This is a genomic window from Aeromonas sp. XH (genome assembly GCF_033348475.1).
Taxonomy (GTDB): Bacteria; Pseudomonadota; Gammaproteobacteria; order Enterobacterales; family Aeromonadaceae; genus Aeromonas; species Aeromonas sanarellii.
Window position 1 is genome coordinate 4172501 of record NZ_CP137630.1, and the last position, 25393, is coordinate 4197893.

The 25393-nt window shown below is 61.1% G+C and carries 26 protein-coding genes (1 of these 26 only partly in view); 8 read left to right on the plus strand and 18 right to left on the minus strand.

Annotated elements, in window-relative coordinates; genetic code table 11:
- Positions 1-1747, minus strand: the 5' portion of a protein-coding gene (gene polA, locus R2B70_RS19365; protein ID WP_318162257.1) for a DNA polymerase I. It extends 1004 nt beyond the left edge of the window; 1747 of the gene's 2751 nt are visible here — the first part of the coding sequence; it begins with the start codon at positions 1745-1747; its stop codon lies off the left edge, out of view.
- Positions 1748-2147: 400 nt separating this feature from the next.
- On the opposite strand from polA, the gene elbB reads away from it, so the two are divergent.
- Positions 2148-2798, plus strand: coding sequence for an isoprenoid biosynthesis glyoxalase ElbB (gene elbB / locus R2B70_RS19370; protein ID WP_219143275.1), 651 nt, complete (start codon positions 2148-2150; stop codon positions 2796-2798).
- Positions 2799-2867: 69 nt separating this feature from the next.
- Here elbB and R2B70_RS19375 read toward each other — a convergent pair whose 3' ends face one another.
- The 4 genes from R2B70_RS19375 to R2B70_RS19390 all read right to left on the minus strand — a co-directional run bounded on the left by R2B70_RS19375 (position 2868) and on the right by R2B70_RS19390 (position 6260).
- A complete protein-coding gene (locus R2B70_RS19375) occupies positions 2868-3077 on the minus strand; it encodes a cell division protein ZapB (RefSeq protein WP_010672454.1) in 210 nt (69 codons plus the stop codon).
- A gap of 197 nt (positions 3078-3274) precedes the next feature.
- Positions 3275-4555: a hypothetical protein gene (locus R2B70_RS19380; RefSeq protein ID WP_042077848.1), complete on the minus strand. Its 1281-nt coding sequence runs from the start codon at positions 4553-4555 to the stop codon at positions 3275-3277.
- A gap of 6 nt (positions 4556-4561) precedes the next feature.
- A complete protein-coding gene (cysE, locus tag R2B70_RS19385; RefSeq protein ID WP_042077849.1) occupies positions 4562-5341 on the minus strand; it encodes a serine O-acetyltransferase in 780 nt (259 codons plus the stop codon).
- Positions 5342-5348: 7 nt separating this feature from the next.
- Complete coding sequence (locus tag R2B70_RS19390; RefSeq protein WP_042077851.1) at positions 5349-6260, minus strand: cation diffusion facilitator family transporter; 912 nt, start codon at positions 6258-6260, stop codon at positions 5349-5351.
- 87 nt (positions 6261-6347) lie between these two features.
- Here R2B70_RS19390 and R2B70_RS19395 point away from each other — a divergent pair, with 87 nt between their 5' ends.
- The 3 genes from R2B70_RS19395 to trmL all read left to right on the plus strand — a co-directional run bounded on the left by R2B70_RS19395 (position 6348) and on the right by trmL (position 8931).
- Entirely contained in the window at positions 6348-7043 is a 696-nt protein-coding gene (locus tag R2B70_RS19395; RefSeq protein WP_042077852.1) for a response regulator, read from the plus strand.
- The gene (locus R2B70_RS19400; RefSeq protein WP_042077853.1) at positions 7040-8395 is read left to right on the plus strand and encodes an ATP-binding protein; all 1356 of its coding nucleotides are present in this window, start codon (positions 7040-7042) and stop codon (positions 8393-8395) included. Before R2B70_RS19395 ends, R2B70_RS19400 begins: the two co-directional genes overlap by 4 nt.
- 71 nt (positions 8396-8466) lie before the next feature.
- Positions 8467-8931 carry a tRNA (uridine(34)/cytosine(34)/5-carboxymethylaminomethyluridine(34)-2'-O)-methyltransferase TrmL gene (gene trmL, locus R2B70_RS19405; RefSeq protein ID WP_042077854.1) on the plus strand — a complete coding sequence of 155 codons (465 nt, stop codon included), beginning with the start codon at positions 8467-8469 and terminating at the stop codon, positions 8929-8931.
- A 22-nt stretch (positions 8932-8953) separates the two neighbouring features.
- Here the strand turns inward: trmL and R2B70_RS19410 are convergent, their stop codons facing one another.
- The 4 genes from R2B70_RS19410 to lexA form a co-directional block, all read right to left on the minus strand.
- Positions 8954-10324, minus strand: coding sequence for an MATE family efflux transporter (locus tag R2B70_RS19410; RefSeq protein ID WP_318162258.1), 1371 nt, complete (start codon positions 10322-10324; stop codon positions 8954-8956).
- A 22-nt stretch (positions 10325-10346) separates the two neighbouring features.
- Positions 10347-10973 carry an SCO family protein gene (locus R2B70_RS19415; RefSeq protein ID WP_042077856.1) on the minus strand — a complete coding sequence of 209 codons (627 nt, stop codon included), beginning with the start codon at positions 10971-10973 and terminating at the stop codon, positions 10347-10349.
- Positions 10974-11155: 182 nt separating this feature from the next.
- Positions 11156-11446 (minus strand): hypothetical protein, encoded by a 291-nt coding sequence (locus R2B70_RS19420; protein ID WP_042077857.1) that lies wholly within the window; start codon positions 11444-11446, stop codon positions 11156-11158.
- Positions 11447-11820: 374 nt separating this feature from the next.
- The gene (gene lexA / locus R2B70_RS19425) at positions 11821-12447 is read right to left on the minus strand and encodes a transcriptional repressor LexA (protein ID WP_042077858.1); all 627 of its coding nucleotides are present in this window, start codon (positions 12445-12447) and stop codon (positions 11821-11823) included.
- A 203-nt stretch (positions 12448-12650) separates the two neighbouring features.
- Between lexA and plsB the strand changes: the two genes are divergently transcribed.
- Positions 12651-15074 (plus strand): glycerol-3-phosphate 1-O-acyltransferase PlsB, encoded by a 2424-nt coding sequence (gene plsB, locus R2B70_RS19430; protein WP_318162259.1) that lies wholly within the window; start codon positions 12651-12653, stop codon positions 15072-15074.
- 59 nt (positions 15075-15133) lie between these two features.
- On the opposite strand, the gene ubiA is transcribed toward plsB, so the two are convergent.
- Positions 15134-15997, minus strand: a complete 864-nt coding sequence (ubiA, locus tag R2B70_RS19435) for a 4-hydroxybenzoate octaprenyltransferase (RefSeq protein WP_318162260.1) — start codon at positions 15995-15997, stop codon at positions 15134-15136.
- The gene (locus tag R2B70_RS19440; RefSeq protein ID WP_203763357.1) at positions 15994-16545 is read right to left on the minus strand and encodes a chorismate--pyruvate lyase family protein; all 552 of its coding nucleotides are present in this window, start codon (positions 16543-16545) and stop codon (positions 15994-15996) included. The genes ubiA and R2B70_RS19440 overlap by 4 nt, the downstream gene beginning before the upstream one ends.
- Before the next feature lie 145 nt (positions 16546-16690).
- Between R2B70_RS19440 and R2B70_RS19445 the strand changes: the two genes are divergently transcribed.
- Together R2B70_RS19445 and R2B70_RS19450 are read left to right on the plus strand one after the other, a co-directional pair.
- Positions 16691-17125, plus strand: coding sequence for a flagellar basal body-associated protein FliL (locus R2B70_RS19445; RefSeq protein ID WP_042077863.1), 435 nt, complete (start codon positions 16691-16693; stop codon positions 17123-17125).
- Between the two features lie 66 nt (positions 17126-17191).
- Positions 17192-17362: a hypothetical protein gene (locus tag R2B70_RS19450; protein WP_318162261.1), complete on the plus strand. Its 171-nt coding sequence runs from the start codon at positions 17192-17194 to the stop codon at positions 17360-17362.
- 47 nt (positions 17363-17409) lie between these two features.
- On the opposite strand, the gene R2B70_RS19455 is transcribed toward R2B70_RS19450, so the two are convergent.
- Together R2B70_RS19455 and R2B70_RS19460 are read right to left on the minus strand one after the other, a co-directional pair.
- Positions 17410-17754, minus strand: coding sequence for a DUF2799 domain-containing protein (locus R2B70_RS19455; RefSeq protein ID WP_412055154.1), 345 nt, complete (start codon positions 17752-17754; stop codon positions 17410-17412).
- Positions 17755-17928: 174 nt separating this feature from the next.
- Complete coding sequence (locus R2B70_RS19460; RefSeq protein ID WP_084202873.1) at positions 17929-18051, minus strand: hypothetical protein; 123 nt, start codon at positions 18049-18051, stop codon at positions 17929-17931.
- A gap of 366 nt (positions 18052-18417) precedes the next feature.
- Here R2B70_RS19460 and R2B70_RS19465 point away from each other — a divergent pair, with 366 nt between their 5' ends.
- Positions 18418-19482: a glycosyltransferase family 9 protein gene (locus R2B70_RS19465; RefSeq protein WP_318162263.1), complete on the plus strand. Its 1065-nt coding sequence runs from the start codon at positions 18418-18420 to the stop codon at positions 19480-19482.
- Here R2B70_RS19465 and R2B70_RS19470 read toward each other — a convergent pair.
- The 5 genes from R2B70_RS19470 to R2B70_RS19490 all read right to left on the minus strand — a co-directional run bounded on the left by R2B70_RS19470 (position 19433) and on the right by R2B70_RS19490 (position 25390).
- Positions 19433-20515 (minus strand): glycosyltransferase family 9 protein, encoded by a 1083-nt coding sequence (locus R2B70_RS19470; RefSeq protein ID WP_318162264.1) that lies wholly within the window; start codon positions 20513-20515, stop codon positions 19433-19435. The two genes, R2B70_RS19465 and R2B70_RS19470, sit on opposite strands and share 50 nt — an antisense overlap.
- Complete coding sequence (locus tag R2B70_RS19475; protein WP_318162265.1) at positions 20515-21192, minus strand: glycosyltransferase family 25 protein; 678 nt, start codon at positions 21190-21192, stop codon at positions 20515-20517. Before R2B70_RS19475 ends, R2B70_RS19470 begins: the two co-directional genes overlap by 1 nt.
- A complete protein-coding gene (locus tag R2B70_RS19480) occupies positions 21189-22409 on the minus strand; it encodes an O-antigen ligase family protein (RefSeq protein WP_318162266.1) in 1221 nt (406 codons plus the stop codon). The genes R2B70_RS19475 and R2B70_RS19480 overlap by 4 nt, the downstream gene beginning before the upstream one ends.
- 3 nt (positions 22410-22412) lie before the next feature.
- Positions 22413-24173, minus strand: coding sequence for a polysaccharide deacetylase family protein (locus R2B70_RS19485; protein WP_318162267.1), 1761 nt, complete (start codon positions 24171-24173; stop codon positions 22413-22415).
- An 89-nt stretch (positions 24174-24262) separates the two neighbouring features.
- A complete protein-coding gene (locus R2B70_RS19490; protein ID WP_318162268.1) occupies positions 24263-25390 on the minus strand; it encodes a glycosyltransferase in 1128 nt (375 codons plus the stop codon).
- Positions 25391-25393 lie beyond the last annotated feature (3 nt).

Below are 25393 nucleotides of genomic sequence, written 5' to 3' on the forward strand. Positions count from 1 at the left end.
GCCCCAGCTTGGTAAACAGGATCTCCCCTAGCTGCTTGGGCGAGGAGAGATTGAACTCCTGCCCGGCCAGCTCGTGGGCCTGCTTCTCCAGCTCTGCCAGACGCACTTCGATCTCCTGGCTCTGCTGGTGCAGCAACCTGGGCTCGATAGTGGTCCCGAGTCGCTCCATCCTTGCCAGTACCGGCAGCAGGGGCAACTCGATCTCGCTGAATACCCTGGCGAGGCCCGGCTCGGCAGAGAGCTTGCCCCACAACGCCTGATGCAGGCGCAGGGTGATGTCGGCATCTTCCGCCGCGTAAGGAGCCGCCTGCTCCAGCTCGATCTGGTTGAAAGTGAGCTGCTTGACCCCCTTGCCGGCAATATCTTCGAACGAGATGGTCTCGACATTCAGATACCTGCGGGCCAGCGAGTCCATGTCGTGGCGGCTGGCAGTGGAGTTGAGCACATAGGACTCGAGCATGGTGTCGTAGGCGATGCCCTGCAGCTCGATGCCATGGTTGAGCAGCACGTTGCGATCATACTTGAGGTTCTGCCCCACCTTGAGTCGGGCCGGATCTTCCAGCAATGGCTTGAGCTTGCCGAGCACCACGGCCTCGGTCAGCTGCGCCGGCGCCCCCAGATAGTCGTGACCGAAGGGCACATAGGCCGCCTTGCCCGGCTCGATGGCAAAGGAGACGCCAACCACCCGCGCCTCCATATAGTCGAGACTGGTAGTCTCGGTATCGAAGGCAAACAGCGGTGCCGCCTGCAGGCACGCCAACCAGTCGTCGAACTCGGCCTCGTCCAGGATACAGCGATAGTCGGTTTCGATGGCGGCTACCGGGGCGGTGCCTTCCTCATCACCTTCGGCGCCACTCTCCTCGCTGCCGGACTCCAGCTCTTTTATCAGGTTGCGCAGCTCGTACTCACGGTAGACCGCCAGCAGGGCCTCCTTGTCGATGGGGCCGAGCTCCAACTCTTCCAGGCTCTGCTCCAGCTCGACGTCGGTCTTGATGGTGGCCAGCACATAGGAGAGGCGCACCTGCTGCTCCTGCTCGCGGAACTTGTCGGCAAACGCCTTGGAGCCACGGAAGCCGAGCGCAGCCACCTTGTCGAGGTTGGCGGCGATCTGGTCTATGCTGCCGATCCCCTGCAGCAGCGCCAGCGCCGTCTTCTCGCCGACGCCGGTCATGCCGGGGATGTTGTCCACCTTGTCCCCCATCAGGGCTAGGTAGTCGATGATGAGTTCGGGCGGCACGCCGAACTTCTCGATCACCCCTTCCCGATCGGTCTTCACGTCCTTCATGGTGTCGATCAGGGTGACATGGTCGGAGACCAGCTGCGCCATGTCCTTGTCCCCCGTGCTGATGAGCACCGGCAGCTGTTTCTCGGTCGCCTGACGGGCCAGGGTGCCGATGACGTCGTCGGCTTCCACCCCTTCCACCATCAGGAAGGGGAAACCCATCGCCTTGATCATCTGGTGGATGGGGGCGACCTGGCTGCGCAGATCGTCCGGCATGCTGGCGCGGGTTGCCTTGTACTCGGGATAGATGTCGTCGCGGAAGGTCTTGCCCTTGGCGTCAAACACCACGGCCACGTGGCTGTCGGGGTATTGCTTGCGAAGACTGCGCATCATGTTGGCCATGACACGGACGGCGCCGCTAGGCAGCCCGGTCGAGGTGCGCAGATCGGCCTGCTGGGAGGCAAAGAAGGCGCGGTAAAGATATGAAGAGCCGTCGACCAGGATAAGGGGGTTGCTAGAGGCCATGAAATCGTCCTGCCAAAAATAAACAGCCGCTAGGATGCCACAGGGCCAGCACCACACCAAGGGGCTGCCTCTCTCCCCCTAGTGCCATCAACCAGATCGCCACCTGTGGATAACTCTGTGTTCAAAAATGGCTCTTCGGCACAAGCTTCGTGACAAACCTGTGGATTGTTCATAAAAACATGTTTTAAAACATTATCTTGAGATCGACAAAACACACCATGATGCAGCCATCATGATCTCGATCAATGTGGAAAAAAATTCAGGGGAGGTGATGAGGCTGGATCCAAAACGAAACAATCCTAGCACAGCGGGATGACTTGACCAGCGGAGGTCGAACGATAACCATACAAAAGTACAACAATTGACCCTGGCTCACATTTTCAACAACGAGGAGTCTGCCATGAAAAAAGTGGCCGTGATCTTGAGTGGCTGTGGCGTGTTCGACGGATCGGAAATTCACGAGGCCGTGATCAGTCTGCTGGCACTGGCCCGTCAGGGAGCAACGGTTCAATGCTTCGCCCCGAACGTCGCGCAGTTGCATGTCATCAACCACCTGACCGGCGAGGTCAGCGAGGGGGAAAGCCGCAACGTGCTGGTCGAGGCCGCCCGCATCTGCCGCGGCCAGATCCGGGATGTGGCCGAGCTGGATGCGGCCGACTTCGACGCCCTGCTGGTGCCTGGCGGCTTCGGCGCCGCCAAGAACCTGTGTGACTTCGCCATCAAGGGCGCCGAGTGCCGCATCCAGCCGGACGTGCTCAAGGCGTGCCAGAGCTTTGCCAGGGCCGGCAAACCGGCGGCCTATATCTGCATCGCCCCGGCCATGATCCCGCTCATCTATGGTACCGGCACCCTGGCCACCATAGGCCGTGACGAGGGGGCCGCCAGCGCCATCGAGGCCATGGGGGGCAGCCACCTCAACTGCCCGGTGAGCGAGTTCGTGGTGGATCAGGAGCGCAAGGTGATCTCCACCCCCGCCTATATGCTGGCGCAGAACATCGTCGAGGCGGCCGATGGTATCGAGAAGACGGTCAGGCAGTTGCTCGCCATGTGACCCCAGGCCATAACACAAACGGGCCGCTCAAGGAGCGGCCCGTTTTCATTCCTGTCGGCAGAGACGGGATCAGATGGCATCGCCCATCTGGTCCATCTTGCCCAGCAGGGCACGCAGACGCTCTTGCCAGGCGACGTGCTCGTTGCGCAGCTGATGGTTCTCGTCTTGCAGCTTGCTGTTCTGCTCTTTCAGCTCGTCCAGCTCCATCTTCAGCAGGGAGATGTTGTCGACGGCGGATTGTACTTTGGATTCGAGTTGCTCAAGGACTTCTAGTGACATATGCATACCTGTATGTTCAATTGCGATGCCCCACAGGGGCGATTCAAGCGCGTGAAGCCAGCATACCCTGATGCGCTCGGCACAAACAAGCCAGCGCGTTGCAAATTGCACCCTGCGGGCCTGTATTGCCTAAATATGCGTCGGTTTTTCTCGCAGGCGCTGCACGCCCGGCTTAGGTGCCACGCACTGTGCCGGTATCAGCCGTGCAGAGCGATGAAGCCCCCCAGCAACAGGCAGGCAACGCCGTACATCAGCAGACCGTAGAGCAGGTTCCAACGCAGCAGGAGCCCGGCGCTCAGGTTGTAGCGGGATGCCAACGCCAGGTTGGAGCCGGAGAGCGGGCTGGTGCCGGTAGCCAGTCCCCATCCGAGCAGGAAGCACATGCCGAGCAGGCTGGGGTCCGGCGACAGTGGCCACAGCAGAGGGGCCACGCCGGAGATGCTGATGAGAGGGTGCACCCCGACGATGGCCACCATGAAGATCAGCAGCAGGGTCAGGCTGGCCTCCAGCCAGCCGAAGTGGTTGAACAGCGGCAGGCCGTGGCCGCCGCCAAAATCCAGCACCGACAGCGCGCTGTTGATGCCCGCCGCCAGCAAGCCCGCTCCCAGAAACAGCACAAGCTGGCCACCGATGGCCGGGAAGCGCTCCACCACCTGCCGCTTGAGTGCTGTCCCCCGTCCGGCGTGGGGCATGAACAGCAGGGCCAGCAGGGGCGCCACCAGCGCGATCACCGCCAGTATGCTGAGCCCGGGCCGGAGCTGATGGATCAGCATGACCAGCAGTGCCAGCGTCACCGGCAGCCCCAGGGTCTGCAACCGCAGCGGGTAGCCCTCGAAGTCCGCCACCCCGAGCCGCTCCACCTGCCAGGCCGTCAGCCCCATGGCCAGCAGGGCGGCCAGGATACCGAAGGGCAGTATGCTGCCCAGTTGCAGCCCGGGTGAGTAAGTCAGCGCCACCGCCATGGCGACGAAGAAAGGGGACCAGAAGGCCGCGGCGCAGAAGATCCGGCTCAGCACCATGACCTGGCGTCGTTCAAGCGTTCCGTTGCGCTCCAGCCGATCGCCGATGATGAAGAGCACCGAGAGGTTGATGACGGCACCGAGCAGATTGAGGCTGGCCATGGTGCTCCACAGCCCCTTGCGGCCGGACCAGGAGGTGGTTCCCGTCAGCAGCCCGGAGGTCGCGAGGTTGAGGGTGCTGACGGCCGCGAACATGGTGAGCATATTGATGTTGGGCAGCAGCCAGTCCCCTGGCCTGAGGTCGGCCCCCCGCCACCAGGAGAAGATCAGCAGCAGCAGTGCCGCCCCGTAGAGCGCCAGGGCCTGCCGCCTCGCGGCCCCCACCAGCCAGGGCCAGGTGAGCAGGGAGGCGGCCCAGGCCGCGATGGCCGCCGGCCAGGGGGAGAAGTCCAGATAGAGATGGAGCAGGTTGAGCAGCCACATCCCCAGGATCAGATAGCCTGACCAGCGCTTGGCCATGGTTCCCTAGATGTTCTGGTTCATGTCGAAGGAGGGTTTGTCACACTCAGGCCGGCCCACGATCTTGGCGGGCACGCCGGCGACCGTGGTGTGGGGAGGCACTGGGTTGATCACCACGCTGCCGGCCCCTATCTTGGCGCCGACGCCCACCTCTATGTTGCCGAGCACCTTGGCCCCCGCCCCTATCATCACCCCTTCCCGGATCTTGGGATGGCGATCGCCGCTCTCCTTGCCGGTCCCCCCCAGGGTCACGCTCTGCAGGATGGAGACGTCGTTCTCGATGACCGCGGTCTCCCCGACGACGATGCCGGTGGCGTGGTCAAACATGATGCCCTTGCCGATGCGGGCGGCCGGGTGCACGTCGACCCCGAACACCACGGAGATCTGGTTTTGCAGATAGAGTGCCAGGGCACGACGACCCTGGCGCCACAGCCAGTTGGCGACCCGGTAGCCCTGCAGGGCATGGAATCCCTTGAGATAGAGCAAGGGTGTGGAGAAGAGGTCGACCGCCGGGTCGCGCTCCTGTACGGCGCAGATGTCGGCGGCCACCGCAGCCAGCAGCTCGGGTTCGCTGCGCAGGGCCAGCTCGATCACTTCGCGCAGGGCGATGGCCGGCATGGTGGTGCTGTCGAGCTTGTTGGCGAGCTGGAAACTCAGCGCCGAGCGCAGGTCCCGGTGGTTGAGAATGGTGGAATGGAAGAAGCTGGCCAGCATGGGCTCCTGGGCCGTCATGCTCTGCGCTTCCTGCTGAATTTTTCGCCACGTGCGGGCGACCAGATCATCCATGTTGAGCCTACTGTTGTTCAGGGTGAGTGCTTTGTCGTTCTTTTGTCAGCACCGAGATGGGGTCCATGTGAATGATCACATCCATCCGCTCGAAGGCCTGGCGGACGGCCAGTTCAGCCTCGTCGGCTATCTGATGGGCCCTGACCAGGGGCAGTTGGTCATCCAGTTCCAGATGCAACTGCACGAAGCGGGTCGGCCCGGATTGGCGGGTACGCAGATCATGTACGCCATGCACCCCCTCTACGGCACAGCAGAGGGCCATTATTCTCGCTTGTTCCTCCTCTGGCAACTGACGATCGAGCAGGGCCTGCACCGATTCGTAGCCAATATGCACGGCGCCCCACACCAGGAACAGGCCGATCAGGATGGCAAACAGGCCGTCGGCCCAATACCATCCCTGCCCCGCCAGCACCAGTGCCAGCAGCACGCCGCTGTTGAGCAGCAGATCGGAACGGTAGTGCAGCATGTCGGCCTTGATGGCCACGCTGTTGGTCTTGCGGATGACCAGGCTCTGGAAGCTGACCAGCAGCAGGGTCAGCACGATGGAGCCGACGCTGACCCAGATGCCCGCCTCCAGGCGCACCACGGGCACCTGGTTCAGCATCGACGAGATGCCGTGCATCATCAGCAGCAGAGCGGAACCCGAGATGAAGGCCGACTGGACCAGGCCCGCTAGCGATTCCGCCTTGCCGTGGCCGAATCTGTGCTCCGCGTCGGCCGGCGCCATGGCATAGCGGATGGCCACCAGATTGATGATGGAGGCGCTGACGTCCATGAAGGAATCGGTCAGGGATGCCAGCAGGCTGGAGGAGTCCGTCATCAGCCAGGCGATCAGCTTGCCCAGAATGAGCAGGGTGGCGGTGACGACCGCAGCCATGCTGGCCAGGGTGACCCAGCGGGAATATTGTTGGTGGCTCAAAACCGGCTTTCCTCCGACGCGTAAAAACTTATTATACCCTGACCCTGACGTCAGTTTGGCGCGCAAAATCAACAGAGTGGCTCCCGGATGAACAAAATACTCCTGGTCGACGACGATCTCGAACTGACCCAGTTGCTGACCGAAATCCTGACCCTGGAAGGCTTTCAGGTGACCGTGGCCGAGGATGGAGAAGAGGGATTGGCGCGGCTGGGCGAACAGCCCTTCGACCTGGTGCTGCTGGACGTGATGATGCCCAGGCTCAACGGCTTCGCCATGCTGACCCGGCTGCGCAAGACCCACGACACCCCGGTGCTGATGCTGACCGCGCGCGGCGACAGTCAGGATCGGGTCAACGGCCTTGAGGCCGGGGCCGACGACTATCTGGCCAAGCCGTTCGACGACAGGGAGCTGCTGGCCAGGGTACGCGCCATCCTGCGCCGCACCCAGAGTAGCCAGCCCCAGCGGGGCAACAGCCCGGAAGAGCTGAGATTCATGGATCTGGTGCTGCAACCCGGCCTGCAACAGGCCCGCTGCAACGATCAGCTGCTGGAGCTGACCGCCACCGAATTCGGCCTGCTGGAGTGCCTGCTGCGCAGCCCGGGCCAGATCGTCAGCAAGAGCCTGCTCTCCGAGCAGGTGCTCGGCAAGAAGCTGGAACCCTTCGACCGGGCCATCGACATGCACCTGAGCAACCTGCGCAAGAAGCTGCCGGAGCGCACCGATGGCCAGCCCCGCTTCAAGACGGTGCGTGGCCGGGGATACCTGTGGCTGGAACAGGCATGAAAACGGCCCGCACCTTCAACGGCCTCTCCACCCAGATCTTTCTCTGGTTCTGGTTCATGCTGCTGCTGGTGGTGGCGGCCGTGGTGATACTGCCCACCCTGGATCCCCGCAACATCATTCCGCTGCCGGCCCACGAGGTCACCCGCCTCAACAACAATCTGGCGGCGCTGCAGAAGGGAGCGGATCCCGACCAGGACTTCGATCTGGCTAAGGCCATCGATGCCGCCGGCCTGCTGCCGGTGGACAACATCTATCTGCGCGATGCCAAGGGGCAGATACAGTCCAGCACCCGGCTGAGCAAGTTCGTGATCCGCTTCATGCTCGACTCGGACAACCCGGCCAAGCCCATGCTGGGCAGCGAGCATCAACGCGCCATCGCGGGTCCCTTCCAGATGATCCATCACGGCCAGGCATATCACGTCTACTTCGGCCTCAACGTCGAAAACTCCTACCTGTTCCTCTTCATCCAGATCCTGGATCACCCCATCCAGATCCTCGGCATCGCCATGCTGGTCAGCACCCCGCTCTGCCTGCTGCTGGCCTGGCGCCTGACCCGCCCCATCCTGGAGCTGCAGCAGTCGGTCTCACAGCTGGCCCAGGGCAACCTGGAGATGCAGATCCCCAACCTCGGCCGCAAGGACGAGATCGGCCAGCTGGCAGAGCATGTCAGCCATATGGTCGACACCCTCAAGGACATGATCCAGAAGCAGAAACAGCTGCTCTCCGACATCTCCCACGAACTGCGCAGCCCCCTCACCCGCATCCAGCTGGCGCAGGCGCTGATCCGCCGCAAGCAGGGCGACAGCGCCGAGCTGGCCCGGATTGAGGGGGAGATAGGCCGGCTCGACAAGCTGATCGGGGATCTGCTGGATCTGTCGCGGGTGCAGCAGCACGTGGAAGCCCCGGTGACCCTGCCGCTGGCGGATCTGCTGGAACCTATCCTGGACGACGCCATGTTCGAGGCGAACCAGAACGGCAAGCAGCTCAGGCTGCCCCCCCTGCCGACCGAGTCCCTCGCCATGTGGCCTGAGTTGCTGGCGCGCGCCCTGGAGAACCCGCTGCGCAATGCGCTCAAGTACGCCCGCGAGTTCATCAAGGTGGAGTGGTATCGGGAGGGACGGGAGTGGGTGATGACGATTCGGGACGACGGCCCCGGCGTGCCGGTGGAGCAGCAACCCCGGCTGTTCCTGCCCTTCTTCCGGGTCGACGACGCCCGCAATGCCAAGACCGGCGGCACCGGCCTCGGCCTCGCGATCGCCGCCGAGGCGATCGCGCGCCATGGCGGCACCATCCGGGCCGGCAGCAACCACCCGAGCGGCCTGGTCATCACCATCCGCCTGCCCATCGCCTGACCGACCCTCTTTTCATCGACACGGGCGCTGGGTATGCTGGCGCCCATTTCGCACCACCCCAGGATCCCGCCATGCTCGACATCGTGCTCTACCAACCGGAAATCCCGCCCAATACCGGCAATATCATCCGCCTCTGTGCCAATACCGGTTACCGGCTGCACCTGATAGAGCCCCTGGGTTTTGCGTGGGATGACAAGCGGGTGAAGCGGGCCGGACTCGACTATCACGAGTTCGCCGAGGTGAAGCGCTGGCCTGACTATGAGGCGTTTCTGGCCGCCGTCGCCCCCAAGCGGGTGTTCGCCTGTACCACCAAGGGACGCACCGCCCATTCGGCAGTGCAGTTTGCCGCAGGCGATGCCCTGCTGTTCGGGCCCGAGAGCCGCGGCCTGCCCATGGAGATCATCGAAAGCCTGCCGTTCGAGCAGCGGCTGCGCATCCCCATGCTGCCCCAGAGCCGCAGCATGAACCTGGCCAACGCGGTGGCGGTGTTCGTCTACGAGAGCTGGCGCCAGTTCGACTACGCGGGCTCGGCCTGACCCAACCGGACGGAACCAGAAATCAGGCCGCCCCCCTGGCCATCAGCCCCGTCAGCAGGCGGCCATCCCGTTCCAGTTGCCAGCAGAGCCAACCGAGAGTCAGGCCCCGCCCGACCATCAGGGCGCTCATGGCGGCCCACAGGGCGGCGACACCCCACTCCTGGCAGAGCCACCAGATTGGAAAGAATCCGGCGAACACCGCCACCAGCATGCTGTTGCGCATCTCCCTGGCCCGGGTGGCCCCGATAAAGACCCCGTCCAGCAGGAAGCACCAGACCGCCAGCAGCGGCATGGCCACCAGCCAGGGCAGCTGGCGGTGGGCCTCGGCGATCACCGCCGGCAGGTCGGTGATATGGCGGATGAGCATCCCTCCCCCACAGGCAAACGACAGGGTGAAGCCCAGCGCGATAAGCAGGGCCCAGCCCAGGTTGAGGACGATGGCCTCCCGCAGTCCCTGCCGGTCCCGCCGCCCGATGGCGCGCCCCACCATGGCCTCCACCGCGTAGGCGAAGCCGTCCAGCCCGTAGGAGATGAGCATCAGGAAGTTGAGCAGCACCGCGTTGGCCGCCACGGCCACATCCCCCAGCCTGGCCCCCTGCAGGGTCATGAAGGCAAAGCAGAGCTGCAGGCAGAGGGAGCGGATGAAGATGTCCCGGTTCAGGGCGAGCAGCCGCAGCAAGGCCGGCCATTGGCACCAACGCCGCCAGGCATGCTGCCAGACCCCGGGAGAGAGACGGCGCAGATGGCGGCTCGCCAGCCAGAGCCCCACCGCCAGCGCGCTGTAGTCGGCCAGCAGGGAGGCGGCGGCCACCCCCTTCACCTGCCAGCCCAGCCCCAGCACGAACCAGGCATCCAACCCCATGTTGACGAGGTTGCCCAGGATCAGCAGCAGCATTGGGCTGCGCGCATCCTGCATGCCCAGCAGCCAGCCCATGATCACCAGGTTGCACAGCGCCGCCGGGGCGCTCCAGATCCGCACCGACACATAGTCCCCGGCATGGGCCTGTACCTCCGCCGACCCCCCGCCCAGGGCGATGATGGCCGGCAGGAACGGCAGCAACAGCAGCAGGAGTGCCAGCCCCAGGCCGATCGCCAGCCCCAGGGCACGGACCAGGGTATCGAGCTGCCCCTCGGCGTTGGCGGCCCCCTGGGCCTGGGCGGTCAGGCCCGTGGTAGACATGCGCAGAAACCCCAGCAACCAGAAGAGGAGGTTGATGAGGGTAGCGCCGACCGAGACGCCGCCGAGGAACCAGGCCTCACCGAGATGACCGATCACCCAGGTGTCCACCAGCCCCAGCAAGGGAGTGGTGACATTGGAGAACACCATGGGCAGGGCCAGGGCAAAGACGGCCCTGTGGCGGCCGGGATCCCTCAACCAGGGTGACATGGGCATGAGCAGGACGGAGGCTTCGGGATCACTCGTCGGCCAGCCGCACTATGCGTGCGAAGTCGGCGACCATGGCCTGCATGTCAACGCGGGGCACTTCCCCCGGCGCCACCTTGGGACGGAACAGGGCCACCAGCTTGCCCGCCGGGTTGATCAGCACTATCGAGGCCGAATGGTCTATCAGGTAATCCTTGCGTTCGCTCTCCACGATGGAATAGACCAGGCCCAGGTTGCGCACCAGGGGGAACAGGGCGCTGTGGGGCGCGGTCGCCGCCTTGAACTCGGGCTCGAAGAAGGCGGTATAGCTCTTGAGACGGGCGCTGTCATCCCGCTGGGGATCCGCCGAGATGAACACCACCTGGCTGTTGGGGGCGATTTTCTTCAAGCCGGGGTAGACGGCGCGCAGGTCCGCCAGCGTGGTCGGACAGATGTCGGGGCAATAGGTGTAGCCGAGGAACAGGAAGGTCCAGTGTCCCGTCAAATTGGCGGGAGTAAAGGGTTGTTCATCCCCGTCGGTGAGGGTGAAGGGGTTGATGTCCCGCGCCGTCGGATAGTAGTCGGCCTGCTCCGGCAAGGAAGGCTGGCTCCAGTAATAGGCCGCCATGATGCTGACGATGAAGAGCAACAGCAGCAGGGAAAAGCGTGGTTTAACCATATGAAACAAACCCTTGTATTTATAATCAGCCCAGGGGCTGCGCCTGGGAAGGGTCATTGTAACCCGCCCCGCCCCGTTTCTGGCTACCCCTTCGTCCGGATGGAGGGCCGCAGGGGCACCAGGATGCAGTGAGCGCTGGAAAGCAAGAGCCCCGCGCGGGGCGGGGCTCGTATCGGCCGGGATCAGGGTCGCAGCCTGCGCTGCGGCTGGGCACGTCTGATGGATGCGTGCAACGGGATCACGGGCGCCGTCCAGGGCGCATCCGGCAAGCCGATGTCGTGGTGACGGCGAAACAGACGAACCAGGCGGACGATCTTGTCTTTGGGACATCCCAGCCAGACGGTCCAGCCATCTCCCTTGTGATAGACCCAGAGCGCATAGAACCACGTCATCCGACTGCCCTTGATGAATCGGGTGATGGAGGATGCGGGCGCTGCGGCCGGCACCGGATCCCACGGCGAGCTTGAAGCCATACCTGTCCTCCTTGCTCAACAGGCCACGCCGATCAGTGTTACTGCCATCGGGAGGCAAGCCAACCACCGTCGCGTACTGACTGTACGAGTCGTCCAACTGCTGACGACTCTCCCTTCTTCCACACAGCCCCGGCGGTGATGCATCCCTGCAAAGCCGTCCAGCTGGCCGGTGGTGCGCTCTCGCCGCCATGGCGGTGACCATGAGGGTGCGAGCCTTATCAAAGGATATATCCGAAATGCGCTGTCTGTGGCGGGACTATTTGCGACGGACGACGGCAGCAGGATGGCGGGGATGGGCCACGAGGCGGGATGACGGCGACGAGGGCCAAAATGAAGGGGCCTCCCGCAGGAGGCCCCTTCGTCATGCCGGAGGCTTACATCCAGTCGGCGTTGCGAATGACGCCGACCGCCAGCCCCTCGATGGTGAGGTGCTGGCTGGCGAGATCCACCTCGATGGGGGAGAGCTCCTCGTTCTCGGGCAGTAACCATACCTGGCTGCCCTTGCGCTGGAAGCGCTTGACGGTGACGTCCTCATCGAGCCGCGCCACCACCACCTGGCCGTTGCGCACCTCCTGGGTCTTGTGCACCGCCAGCAGATCCCCGTCCATGATGCCGATGTTCTTCATGCTCATGCCCTGCACCCGCAGCAGGAAGTCTGCCCGTGGATGGAACAGGGCGGGATCCACCTGGTAGTGGCTTTCGATGTGCTCCTGGGCCAGGATGGGTTCGCCGGCGGCCACCTTGCCGATGAGCGGCAGGCCGCTCTCTTCCGGCAAGGCCTCCTCTTCTTCGAGCAGCAGGCGGATGCCGCGGGAGGTTCCCGGCATGATCTCGATGACCCCCTTTTTGGCCAGGGCCTTCAGATGTTCCTCGGCCGCGTTGGCCGACTTGAAGCCAAGCTTCTGGGCGATCTCGGCGCGAGTCGGCGGCATGCCGGTCTCGTTCATGTTCGCCTTGATAAGCTCCAGCACTTCGGCCTGGCGGGGGGTAAGGGGTTTCATAGCATGGGCACCTGTCTTTTTATACAGCACACTGGCAGTATATACAGTGCTGTGGCCAAGGCAAGGCGTTGCTGACATTTGTCCATTCCTTGTCGCAAAATGGGCCCCCTCGCGCGCCTCCTTGGGACTCATCGTACCTCTCGGCGACAAGCCGCCGGTGATTTGCTATGCTCACGCCGCATTTTTTTGGAGAGCAGACGCACATGTCCCTTGGACAGAAGATTTCCAGAGCCATCCTGCAATGGCCGGTCAGCGGCTTGGTCAATCACAAGAGCCTGCCGGAAAATCCCATCACCGAGCTCAAGCTGGATCCGGCCAGACCCATCGTCTACGCCCTGAAAACCAGCTCGATCACCGACCTGATGACCCTGCAGCAGTGCTGCGAGGACCTCGGCCTGCCCGGCCCCTTCACGCCGCTGGAGCTGAACGGCCAGCTGCTGCCGCGCTACGTCTGTCTGGATCGTCCACCTCCCCTGTTCGGTGCCCGCAACAAGCCGCTCCCCTTCCTGCAGGAGTTCCACCAGCTGCTGGACTTGCACAAGCAGGATCCGGCGCTGGACATCCAGGTCGTCCCCGTCACCCTGTTCTGGGGCCGTGCCCCGGGCCGCGAGGGGGAAGAGGCCTCCGGCTGGAACATCATCAGCAGCCTGGCACCGAACCGCCTGAAGAAGGCGCTGATCGTGATCCTAAAGGGGCGCGAGAACCTGGTGCGCTTCTCCCCGCCGCTCTCCCTGCGCCATATGGCGGACAAGCACGGCACCGACGAGGCCATCGCCCACAAGCTGGCCCGGGTCGCCCGCACCCACTTCAGCCGCCAACAGCTCGCCGCCACCGGCCCCAAGCTGCCGAACCGCAACCTGCTGTTCAAACAGCTGCTGGATTCCAGCGTGATCCAGCAGGCCATAGAGGAAGAGGCCAGACGGGAAGGCATCAGCCTGGAGAAGGCGCAGAAGCGCGCCCACGGCTACATGGACGAGATCGCCTCCAACTTCTCCTACCGGTTGATCCGCCTCGGCGAGAGCTTCCTCGGCTGGCTCTGGAACAAACTCTACCGCGGCCTGTCGGTCAACGGTGCCGAGAAGGTGCGCCAGCTGGCTCAGGAGGGCCACGAGATCGTCTACGTGCCCTGCCACCGCAGCCACATGGACTATCTGCTGCTCTCCTACGTCATCTACCACCAGGGCATGGTGCCGCCCCACATAGCGGCGGGCATCAACCTCAACTTCTGGCCGGCGGGCCCCATCTTCCGCCACGGCGGTGCCTTCTTCATCCGCCGCACCTTCAAGGGCAACCCGCTCTACAGCACGGTTTTCCGTGAATACCTCAACCTGTTGTTCGCCAAGGGCTACTCGGTGGAGTTCTTCACCGAGGGGGGGCGCTCGCGCACCGGCCGCCTGCTGCCGCCCAAGACCGGCATGCTGGCCATGACCCTGCAGGCCATGATGCGCGGGCTGGACAGACCGGTCACCCTGGTCCCTGTCTACCTCGGCTACGAGCACGTGATGGAGGTGAACACCTACCACAACGAGCTAAAGGGCAGCCGCAAGGAGAAGGAGAGCTTCCTGCAGGTGCTCGGCATACTGCGCAAGCTGCGCAACTATGGCCGCGGCTTCGTCAACTTCGGCGAGCCGCTGACCCTCAACGGCTACCTCAACGAGCAGGTCCCGGAGTGGAAGGCCCACATCGGCAAGGAGGAGCGCCCCCAGTGGATGGCGCCCACCGTCAACCAGCTGGCCGAGCTGATGATGACCCGCATCAACGATGCCGCCGCCGTCAACGGTCTGACCCTGAGCGCCCTGGCACTGCTGGCCGCCGAGCGCCACGCCCTGACCCGGGACGAGCTGCAGGCCCAGCTCAACACCTATCTGGACCTGCTCAAGCAGGTGCCCTACAGCCCGAACAGCACCATGCCGGCCGAGGACGCCACCACCCTGCTGGATCAGGCGATGGAGCTCAACAAGTTCGAGGTGACCGAGGACAAGCTGGGCCAGATCATCAGCCTGGACCGTTATCAGGCGATCCTGCTGACCTACTACCGCAACAACATCCTGCACCTGTTTGCCATGCCCTCCCTGGTGGCCGCGCTGATCGAGCGGTGCGAGGGGATCTCCCGCAACGAGATCGTCGCCCGCTGTGTCGACATCTACCCGCTGCTCAAGACGGAACTGTTCCTGCGTCATGAAGAGGAGGCGCTGCCCGAGCTGGTCGACGCCCTGCTGGGCGAGCTGCAGCGCCAGCAGCTGATCGAGGCGCGCGACGGCGGCTTCTGGGTCAACCCGGACAACCAGACCCGCCTGCTGCTGCTGGCGGAGAGCATCCAGGAGACCCTGCAACGCTACGCCATAGTACTGACCCGGGTGCTGGCCCAGCCCCGCATCGAGGCGGAGCAGCTGGAAGCAGACGGCCTGATGATGGCAGAGCGCCTCGGCACCCTGCATGGCATCAACGCCCCCGAGTTCTTCGACCCCAAGCTGTTCAGCACCCTGATCCACACCCTGCGCAGCGAAGGTTATCTCGACACCGGCTGCAAGCCGGATCTGGGCCGCTTCCAGGCGCTGGCGGACAACATAGTGCCGCTGCTCAGCAACAAGATCCGCCGCACCATACAGGCGGGCAACCGGCTCTGAGGAGCAACCAGCAAAAAGGCCGCATCATGCGGCCTTTTTCATCTCATCGGGAGACGCTCTCACAGGTAGTGGGCAACCACGCCGAGCAGCACCAGAGCCCCCACGTAGTTGTTGTTGAGGAAGGCCTGGAAGCAGGCTTCCCGCGCCCGCTCCCGGATCAGCTGCTGCTGATAGACGAACAGGGCCGCGGCCCCCAGCAGCCCCCAGTAGTAGCCCGAACCGAGCGCCATCAGCTGGCCCACCCCCAGCAGGATCAGCAGGGTCGCCAGTTGCAGGGCACCGATGATCCGCTTGTCGTGACGGCCGAACAGGATGGCGCTCGACTTGAGGCCGAGCTTGAGGTCGTCGTCCCTGTCCACCATGGCGTACTCGGTGTCGTAGGCGATGGTCCAGAGCAGATTCGCGAGAAACAGCAGCCAGGCGACCGGTGGCAGGGCGTCAGCCTGGGCTGCATAGGCCATGGGGATGGACCAGGAGAACGCCATCCCGAGCACCAGCTGCGGAATGGGGATGAACCGCTTCATGAAGGGATAGCAGACCGCCAGCAGCAGGCCGGCGAACGACAGCCCTATGGTAAGCGGATTCAGGGTCAGCACCAGGGCGAACGAGACGAGCGCCAGCACGACGAACAGGATCAGCACCTCCCGCTCGGCGACCCGCCCCATGGGCAGCGGCCGCCCGGCGGTACGCTTCACGTGGCCATCGAAATTGCGATCCGCATAGTCATTGATGACGCAGCCGGCCGAGCGCATCAGGAAGACGCCCACCACGAACACCGTCAGGATCCAGGGATCCGGCAGGCCGCCAGCCGCCAGGCAGAGCGCCCACAGGGTCGGCCACAGCAGCAGCAGAGTGCCGATGGGCTTGTCGATGCGGGCCAACTGCACATAGGCCAGTCCCCGCTCCTTGGTTAACAGCTTCACGCCAGCTCCTTATTCGATGGCAGCCCGTCGGACGACAGCGAGGGCAGGAAGAGTTCGTGGACCAACAAGGGCCACTGCCCCAGATAGAGACGGGAGCGGCGCCCCCAGACGGTGGCGGCCGGGCACCAGGGATTGTTCGCGATCTCGAAGCAGGCCAGTTGCAGGTGATCCCGCCGCACCGGCAGGTCGCCGAAAATACGCTCCCCCAGCGGCTGCTCTCCCAGATCCTGCAGACCGCCGCCCTGCAGCGCCGCCTCGGCGAACAGGGTCCAGCCCAGGATGGCGGGCCCGCCATCGCCATGCAGGATCACCTCGCGGCAGATCCCCACGGGATCCTGCACCGCCACCAGCGCCTGCTCGTCCAGCCCCAGCGACACGCTGCGATTGCCGAGCAGCTGCACCGACAGGTGGCGATTGTAGCGCCGCAGGCGCCGGGTCATGGAGTCGGCCTCCAGCAACCAGGGGCGCAGCGCCTCTGGGGGCTCACACTCCGCGGGGGCCCGCCACGGGACGAGCTGGACGAGGGGAACCGTCAACTCGGACTTCACAGCTTCACCATCCGGAGATTTCCGTTGTCAGGTTAAAATCCGGTTTATTATCCGTAAATCAATGACGAATTGTAAGAACATCCGTGCTTGACGGCCCCGATGACAGCATCAAAAATGGGGCATCCGTCGCTGCCGAGCCATCTAGATGAAGATCTTCAGATTTCTGCTGGTGTTATCCCTGAGTTTCCCCCTGTTGAGCATGCCGGCCTTCGCCAGCGAGGACGCGGCTGCCGATCCGGCCTCCTCCGCCGTCCAGCCAGGCTTCGCCTATCATGCGCTGGATCCGGATATCATCACCAACTACCTTGGTGATGGCAAAACCCTGGGCTATGTGCGGGTGACGGTGGAGCTGATGGCCGAGAATGCCGCCGATCTCAAGTTGCTGGAGCAACATGATCCCCTGATCCGCGACGCCATCATCCGCCTGATAGGCAGCAAGACAGGCGCCCAGATCAAGTCCCTGGTGAGCCGGGAAGAGCTGCGCAAGGAGTGCGAGGCCAGGGTCAACGAGCTGCTGGTCAAGGAGACCGGCAAGAAGGCGGTACGCGAGCTCATCTTCACCAAGTACCTGTATCAGTAAGGCCCCTGACGGGGCCGGACTCCCGCGCCCCCACCCGTTACATTCACTGTCGAGGACGTCATCGCCATGGGCCACAAGACGTTGTGTGAGTGGCGCCGCCACGAGATCCCCACCGACCTCAAGGCGCTGCGCAAGATCCTGCGCAAACCCAAGTTCGTGTGCGGCAAGTGTGCCCGCTGCTCCAATGATAAGGACTACCTGTGTCAGCCGCTGCGGCTGAAGAACAAGGAGGAATAGGTCCCCGTTTCTGCGGGGTCTGAGGGCAAGGCAGGGCGGGTCGCGCCCTATTGATCGGTCCAGCCGTGGCGACCCTGTTCGAACAGGCGACGGGCCTGCACGTCGTTGGGACAGACACCGCGATACTCCTCCCCCGACCGCCCGGCCAGATAGAGGTGCTCGGGGCGGCAATACCAGGCCAGCCCCTTCTGGCGGCCCTGCTCCCAGAGGGCGACATCCACCTTGTCCCCGCACTGGGTTTGGTGGAAGGCCACCCTGTCGCCGGCAAAGCCGAGCTTGCCGTCGGCCTCCCCCACGTCGCTCCACAGCTTTTCACAGGGATCGTCCGAGTTGGAGACACAGCCCCCGAGCAGGGTGACACAGAGCATGATGACGAGTGAGCGCATAATCATCCTTGGCGTCGTTGGAATCGTTGTTGAGCCGCGGCCTGCTGAGGGTCCTGCCTCGTACAGCGCCATTTGAGCAGTTCATTCTAACCAGCCCGCCGCCTTCCCACCAAGGGCGATGCACCAGCCTCACAAAAAAATCGGGCGGGCACCGGGCCCGCCCGCAGGCGTTACAGGGAGTCACTGATCGTCGAGAGGGTCATAGTCCTGCCAGCTCTCGTCATCCAGCTCCTCCAGCTCGTCTTCCCAGGATTCCGGCTCCCACTCGTCTTCGAGCTCGAAATCCGGCGTCTGCGTACCCATGCTCATTCTCCTTGGATAGTGCACCGGCCTTCAAAGTCTATCCAGAAAAATGGGGCTCGCCAGTGGTCCCGCTCAGAGCCTGGCCAGGGTGAGGCTGACCGCCCGACCTTGGGTGATGACCGCGGCGACCTTCATCCCTGCGCCAGCCCGATCGGCAGTGGCACCCGCCAATCGGCCTTTACCCGCGCCGGTTCGGCCATGCCATCCCGGCGATCTTCCCCCACGATCGGCCAGTATCACGGGAGATCCATGCCGATTCGCAGTGCGCAGGATCGGATTTTCACACCATCGCGGCAGCATCTGTCAGTCGAGTAGGATATGCTGTTGTGCTGTCGTTCAACAAAGACCTCGATTGAAGCCCTTTCCATGAAATACCTGGTAGTACAAACCAAACAGATAGGAGATGTGCTGATCTCCACCGCACTGTGCAACAACCTCAAGCAGCACGATCCTGCCGGGGAAGTTCACTATCTGGTCATGGATTACTGCGCCGGCATGGCACAGGGTAACCCCAACATCGATCGGTTGATCGTCATCGAGAAAGCACGCCGCAACGAGTGGCGCTACATGAAGGACCTGTTGCTGGACATTCGCCGCGAACGCTACGACGTGGTGATCAACAGCCAGGGTCAGATGATAGGGCTGCTGACCTGCCTCATCTCAGGGGCAACACTGCGGATAGGGTTCGATTCCTTCCCCTGGCGGCTCGGCCACAATCGCATCGTACGCTTTCGCCACGACACCGAGCACCAGGGCAACAGCACCCTGGTGGACGACAGATTCTCCCTGCTCAAGCCCCTCGGCCTCGCCAGGGAGGACCGCAACTACTATCTCTGGCTGAACGACGAGGAGAAACGGCGGGGACGGGACACCCTGCTGGCGGCCGGCGTCGACCCGACCCGTCCGCTGATCGCCATGGGCGTCAACTCTCTGGGCCACTACAAGCGCTGGCCCATCGACTGCTTCGCCGAGGTGGCTCGCTGGCTCATCGAGGAGCACAACGCCCAGATCCTGATTTACTGCGGGCCGGGGGAAGAGGAGTACAACCGCAGCCTGAAGCCGCTATTGCCCGCCACGCTGCAGGCTGACGTGTTTGACTATGTCCAGACCCGCTCGGTGCGGGAACTGGTCGGCCTCTTCGCCCACTGCCAGCTCTTCGTCGGCAACGACACAGGCCCGCGGCACATGGCCCAGGCCATCGGCCTGCCGCTGCTGACCATAGTGGCCCCGGGCGGCGACAAGATCATCGCCAACCCGGTGAACCACCCCCGTTATCAAGCCATCGATATCTTCGATGCCAAGGGAGAGGATTTCCAGCTGCCAACCCAGGAGAAGGACTTCTTCGATGAAGCACTGTTCCGCTCAATTACACCAAAGTTGGTTATTCAGCGGCTAGCCGCTCTGCTTGCTCAGTCACGGACAGCAGACTAGCTAGCGTCTCGCAGACGGCCCGGTCATCGACATTGTTCATGTCGGCATTCAGGCCAGGGGAATCGCTGAACAGGATCCGGACCCGCGGTGTGATGGTCGGCAGCCACTGGTTGAAGACTTCGCCGTGGCGCGGATAGATGGCCACCAGCGGCTTCTCCAGCCCGACGGCGATGTGCACTATGGCGGTGTCCACCGACAGCACTGCCCTCGCCTGCTGCACACAGTAGATGGCATCATCGATCGTCTTCACGCCTTCCACCAGCATCACGTTACTCGTCGAACAGGAATTCACCATGGCCTTCGCCGCAGCATAGGTCGCGGGTGAGGAGAGTACCCCAAAGCGACAGGTGGCGAACTCCTCCCCCAAAGCCTTCAGCAGCTCAACCATCTTGTCGTGCGAGAAGGACTTGTACTGAGTGCTGCCGAAGGGGTTGATGAGGACGAGATCGTCGCAGGACGAGGTCACATTCTCCTTCCCTACCACTGGGATGATGTACTGCTGATCCACCTCTTTCGCCCCCAGCAGTGACAACAGGTAGCGATATTTATCCTGGAACAGCAGATCAGCCGTCGCCTTGGACAGCTTGATATTCACACGCCCAATGCCGTCGTCGAGGGAGGCAACATTGTTGGGAGAGAGCCTGTGCAGGAGATAGAGATCCTTCATCTTCATCCCCTCGGCGAGATGTATCACCAGATCGACATGGGGGATGGAAGAGGCCATCTCCTTGATGGCGCCATAGCTGGGTCGCTTGTTGATCTCGATGACTTCGTCCACCCCGAAACAGTCCCGATACAAGCTGGCAAGGGCTGGGGTCGTGATAACGGTCACCCTCTTGCTCCCCGGCAGCTTTTTTATCTCCCGAAAGAAGAAGGAGGAGATGAAGGAATCCCCCAGCTTGGCATCCCAGCGGACCACCAAGATATGATTGATCTCCCCCTGGATGCCGAGTGGCATCTTCTTGTCAAAAAAAAGGATGCCCAGGGCTCTGCGCACCCGATCACGCAACAGTTGCATATAGCCGATCACCATCACACCCCTTTGCTGTCGGTATGATGACCATAATTACGATCGTCAATCGTGGTATCAAACAGGCCGACATCCATACAGCAAGGCTCAACACCCGATGCCGTCAGACCGTTGAGTTGCAAGCGGCCCGTCAGATAATCGGATGGCATCCGAATGGGGTAGGCCTTGCTCAGCAGCTTCTTGGCGCCAGACAGAGTCAAGATATATCCTGCTGTCGATATGATGCCTCGCTTGGAGTTCCGGCTCGGGGAGATATATTTGGCAAGACGATACCCTTCCGGCATCTTCTTCATCCATGGCCAAGACTTCACCTTGCCATGGTGTAAGAAAATAATATCTGACTGGCAAGCAGACATGGCCTTCGACACTATGGACTTGAAGTGGCTGTGCAGATAGATGTCATCCTCCAGCACGACACAGCGCTCTATATTCTTGGTAACCATCATCTCATATATACGGATATGGCTCATGGCACACCCAACTTCCCCCAGACTCAGATCGTGACCACAAAACTGTCTGGCCATGGGGAAGTCCACGTTTTTCAACTCATCTTCTGAGAGTTTTTTACCATCAACGGCATCAAAGAAAACAAAATCGACAGCACGGCTACTCATGTGCTTCTCAATAAAGGCGCGTCGATCATGGCTCCTGGCCAAACTGATCACGAAAACTGGAATCATGATATTTTCTTTTCCCTATCATACTTTATTTCTATCGCACACCAGCAGAACACCAAGCTCAGTACATATATATACAACGTGTTCTGATGTTCAAAAGGCACATCGCTTAATGCACTGATGGCAAAGGATAGAGGAATCACTGCGCATGGCGTCCCCCATCCTTTTCTTTCTATGAAAATTTTCATTGGGTAGAATATGAAAATAATCAGTGCCAATAGACCCACAATTCCTCGAATAATCAGATTCTGCATATACTGGTTATGAGCATGAGCCAATGCAGAATCCAATACTAGGGGTGAGATCAGTCCTTGCGACACCTGCTGTTCTTTGACGGATCTGAACCCATCCGAGCCCACACCTATCAGTGGTGCATCCAAAAAACCTAACCAGGCACTCTTCCAAGCCACAACGCGCAGTCCCCACGAAGACCCGTAAGAACCCATGCTCATTTGATTTATATCTGATGCTGCAGCAGAAATTCTATTTTGAACAAGTGTATTCGTATGATAGATCACACCAAGACACATAATAAACAGTAATGCTATGGCACTATATTTCCATGGTTTGAAAATAGCTTTATACAGCACAAGGTAACTAATAACGACACCCAATGCCAACCAGACACCACGACTTTGTGAAAGATAAAGTGCAAGCACAGAACACCCAAGTGAAATGAGAGAAAACACTTTCACCAATGGATATCCTCTAGATTTAACAAATACGCACCAATTCAGAATAACCAATGTCAGTGCTGCTTGAGAAAACAGGATTGCATTGGTGAAGCCTTCGACTCTGACAATACCATCTAAATGCTGCCAGACACTCAAGACTCCTAACCCAACCCCCCCCATCAGGATAGATATGGCCCCCAGAGTCAACAGTATTTTATGGCGCGGCATAACCAAAGAAAAAACCGCCACATATAATAAATTTCGCATGACTCCGTATTGGTCACCATGAATCAATCTATTCAGCATGATCACGGCAGCGTAGAATATGAAGACCCAGATCAGGCGGCGATCGATAAAGAATACATCCTTGTTTCCTCCAACAAAGTAGTTCAACAGGCCAAAGAGACCCGACACCACCAGCAAGTTGGAGAGGATGCTCTGGCCAGGAGGGACCAGAAACAGCCCACAGAAGGCAAACATTATGGTTAGTGCATAAACAGTGGTCGTTGCTCTATCGAGCAGTTCGTGAGACTTAATAGACATCAACGCTTATTTCCTAAAGACATAGTTGCCACGGATCTTGCGCCACAACCCGAACACGTCTGTACGGGGGAAGATGGCGATCCGGCGGATCTGAAGTGGGTCCTGGTGCATGGCTCTGGGACCGCTGTTGGTGGCCACAGCATAACGATAACCAGCGGCGCTGGCCTGGGCTTTCGCGCTGTCGTTCAGATCCCCGTAAGGGTAGGCAAACGAGAGCAGCTGATGGCCGAGCAGCTGCTCCAGCCACGCCTTGTTGGTCCGGATTTCGTGTGCCTGCGCCTCCGGAGGAAGCGTGCTCAGACGGGGGTGGGTCAGGGTATGTCCCCCGACCTCCACATGGCCGGAAGCCACCAGCACCTTGATTTCGTCCGGGGTCATCAGGGTCACCGGAGTATCGGGGTGCGTCGGATGCTCCACGTCCCAGCGATTGTGATCTTCACCCGTTACTATGTACACCACGGCTTTGTAACCATATTTTTCAAGCAGCGGCAGCATGCGGGTCAGGTTGTCCCGATAGCCGTCGTCGACGGTGATCATCAGGTACTTCTTGCCATATTGCAGGCGGTGGATAAGCCCTTTGTCCGCCAGATCTGCGAATGTCAGTGTCTCGTAGCCTAACCATTTCATCAGTTTGAGGTGCTTCTCGAACATGGCGACGGGTAGCCAAGTGCCATGCACCCCCTTCTCACTGTCGTGCTCGATGAAGCGGTGATACATGATGACCGGCATCTCCCGGCGCAACGTCTCCACCACGGCGTCCTGGTAGACGGACTCCAGTTCGGTCACTACGCCTTGCAGGTCATACTCCTGCAAGACACGCTGACGAACGGACTCCGGCACCGTCCTGCTGGCCAGCGCCGGAGCGATCTGCCCCTTCAACGCGGCAAAATCGATGGCCAGATCCCTGGGGCCTATGTCGCCGAAGTTGCTGGCCAGTGCCTCGGCCAGATTGGATTCCTCCACCAGTCCGATGGCCTTGGCCTCGCCGATGGCAAACGCCGGACGACCGCACAGCAAGGCTTCCATCGCCACCCGGCCGGCGCCGATCACCAGATCGCAGCCCGCCAGCAGGGAAGGCACATCGTCCACATAACCGACGAACTCGACCTTCTCTTTGAAGCAGGTGAAACGTTCCGGCACCTGAGTGCCGCTGACGACCCGCACCCGGCAAGCCTCCAGATCCAGCACCTCGTCCAGCAAGCGATGGCAGAGCTCCCCCTTGGGGCCGCTCAACCGGCCGATGATGGCGATCACCGGCTTGTCGTTGTCCGGTGCCGGCACAGGCTGGAACTTGTCGGTCTCGATACCGTTGCGCAGCACCTGCACCATGGCCGGATCCACCCCCAGGTTGTCGATGATCTGGCTGGCGATGTCCTCACACACCGCCACCGCCCGATAGCCCAGCGCATGAAATGCCTTGCGGGAGGCGTGCACCGGCTGGCGACCGTGCACCGTGGTGATCATGGGGGTGCCGGTCAGCTTGCAGGCGACGTAGCTGCTCCAGCCGGACGCGCGCGAGTGGGCGTGCACCAACTGGATGTGATGCTTCTTGATGAGATAGATAAGGTAGAACACATGCCAGAAGCGGCGCAATATGCTGCGCTTGTTGAAACGCAGCTTGAACACGGGCCCTTGGGTGGGCTTGGTCAGGGTGTCTGAAACGTAGAAGACGTTGTGACCACGGCGGGCCAGCTCGTTACCCACAGTGGTGGCATAGACCTCAGCGCCCGTCACTTCGAGCTGGGAGAGTGCCATCAATATATTCATAGTTATCCGACTCACGACTAAGGTTACTCATCCACTCTGCCACAAAATTACCATCTTCTGGTAACCGCGACCGAGCCGATGCGAGCAACTCAGGATTGGGTATCTAGTAGATGCTCGACATCCATCATGCTTCGTCTGAAGCTGAAAATGTCGGCTCTCTGCTTGGACAGGCTGGCATAGCGTTCGCGGACCTCTTGGTCTTCCAGCAGAGTTTTTATCCCCTCGGCCAAGGTATTGACATCGTTGACGGGGACCAGATAGCCAAACTCACCGTCATTCAGTGCTTCTTGAGGGCCGGTACAGGCTGTCGAGACAATCGCCTTGCCGAGTGTCATCGCCTCTACCAAGACAACCGGGTAGCCCTCATAACGGGAAGACATCACGAAGAGATCGCATCCAGCTATATATGGATAAGGATTGTCCTGAAACCCCAGCAAGCTAGTGTGATCGCTCAGCTGATGCTCCTGGATATATTTTTCCAATACCTCTCTATCCGAACCCTCACCAAGAATGGTGAGATGATAATCCATCCCTGCCGCAATATTCTGATGATGGGCAGCCAACAGGAGATCGAATGCCTTCTGCGAGTTCAGCAATCTGCCAATAGCCAGTACATTCAATCCACGGCCAACCTTGATACTCTCCTGCCCCTTGGCGGCGATAAGAGTTGTATCAACAGGATTATAAATAACTGAAATATTGCTCTCGAGGACAGGATGAAGGTTCAACACGGATTGTTTGACGCCTTCCGATACGCAGACGACCTCATCCATCCGTTCATACACCGCCTTTTCAATCTCTCGAGGCAAGGTATGATGCCTTTCAAGATCGATATGAACCCAGGCTATTTTCTTCTGAGGGCCGTTGAGATGAGAGAGCAGCAGGCTGGCATCTCCTTCGAGAAATGAGACACCCACATCGTAATAGTCAGGGAGCAGGACATTGGCCAACCACGGCTTGGCCAAGACCAGAGAATACCACCGTTTCTTCATGGAATAGATGATCCCACGACGCAGAAAGCCTGTCGGCTCAGGCCCCAGCAAATATTTTACCTTGATGTGACTCGGCAACGAAGACAGGTATACCCCTTCATATTTCAGCAACAACAAGGTTATTTCATATTTGGCTTCATCGAGATGATTGAGTATGTTGACCAGTACTTTTTCGGCCCCTCCGCCCTCCAGGGTTTTCATCACGAACAGCACTTTTTTCTTCATACT

Bases quoted from the DNA above. Each gene is read 5' to 3' on its own strand.
- elbB (WP_219143275.1), top strand. From the start codon at position 2,148: ATGAAAAAAGTGGCCGTGATCTTGAGTGGCTGTGGCGTGTTCGACGGA.
- R2B70_RS19375 (WP_010672454.1), bottom strand. From the start codon at position 3,077: ATGTCACTAGAAGTCCTTGAGCAACTCGAATCCAAAGTACAATCCGCC.
- R2B70_RS19380 (WP_042077848.1), bottom strand. From the start codon at position 4,555: ATGGCCAAGCGCTGGTCAGGCTATCTGATCCTGGGGATGTGGCTGCTC.
- cysE (WP_042077849.1), bottom strand. From the start codon at position 5,341: ATGGATGATCTGGTCGCCCGCACGTGGCGAAAAATTCAGCAGGAAGCG.
- R2B70_RS19395 (WP_042077852.1), top strand. From the start codon at position 6,348: ATGAACAAAATACTCCTGGTCGACGACGATCTCGAACTGACCCAGTTG.
- R2B70_RS19400 (WP_042077853.1), top strand. From the start codon at position 7,040: ATGAAAACGGCCCGCACCTTCAACGGCCTCTCCACCCAGATCTTTCTC.
- trmL (WP_042077854.1), top strand. From the start codon at position 8,467: ATGCTCGACATCGTGCTCTACCAACCGGAAATCCCGCCCAATACCGGC.
- R2B70_RS19410 (WP_318162258.1), bottom strand. From the start codon at position 10,324: ATGCCCATGTCACCCTGGTTGAGGGATCCCGGCCGCCACAGGGCCGTC.
- R2B70_RS19415 (WP_042077856.1), bottom strand. From the start codon at position 10,973: ATGGTTAAACCACGCTTTTCCCTGCTGCTGTTGCTCTTCATCGTCAGC.
- R2B70_RS19420 (WP_042077857.1), bottom strand. From the start codon at position 11,446: ATGGCTTCAAGCTCGCCGTGGGATCCGGTGCCGGCCGCAGCGCCCGCA.
- lexA (WP_042077858.1), bottom strand. From the start codon at position 12,447: ATGAAACCCCTTACCCCCCGCCAGGCCGAAGTGCTGGAGCTTATCAAG.
- plsB (WP_318162259.1), top strand. From the start codon at position 12,651: ATGTCCCTTGGACAGAAGATTTCCAGAGCCATCCTGCAATGGCCGGTC.
- R2B70_RS19445 (WP_042077863.1), top strand. From the start codon at position 16,691: ATGAAGATCTTCAGATTTCTGCTGGTGTTATCCCTGAGTTTCCCCCTG.
- R2B70_RS19450 (WP_318162261.1), top strand. From the start codon at position 17,192: ATGGGCCACAAGACGTTGTGTGAGTGGCGCCGCCACGAGATCCCCACC.
- R2B70_RS19455 (WP_412055154.1), bottom strand. From the start codon at position 17,754: ATGATTATGCGCTCACTCGTCATCATGCTCTGTGTCACCCTGCTCGGG.
- R2B70_RS19460 (WP_084202873.1), bottom strand. From the start codon at position 18,051: ATGGGTACGCAGACGCCGGATTTCGAGCTCGAAGACGAGTGGGAGCCG.
- R2B70_RS19465 (WP_318162263.1), top strand. From the start codon at position 18,418: ATGAAATACCTGGTAGTACAAACCAAACAGATAGGAGATGTGCTGATC.
- R2B70_RS19470 (WP_318162264.1), bottom strand. From the start codon at position 20,515: ATGGTGATCGGCTATATGCAACTGTTGCGTGATCGGGTGCGCAGAGCC.
- R2B70_RS19475 (WP_318162265.1), bottom strand. From the start codon at position 21,192: ATGATTCCAGTTTTCGTGATCAGTTTGGCCAGGAGCCATGATCGACGC.
- R2B70_RS19485 (WP_318162267.1), bottom strand. From the start codon at position 24,173: ATGAATATATTGATGGCACTCTCCCAGCTCGAAGTGACGGGCGCTGAG.
- R2B70_RS19490 (WP_318162268.1), bottom strand. From the start codon at position 25,390: ATGAAGAAAAAAGTGCTGTTCGTGATGAAAACCCTGGAGGGCGGAGGG.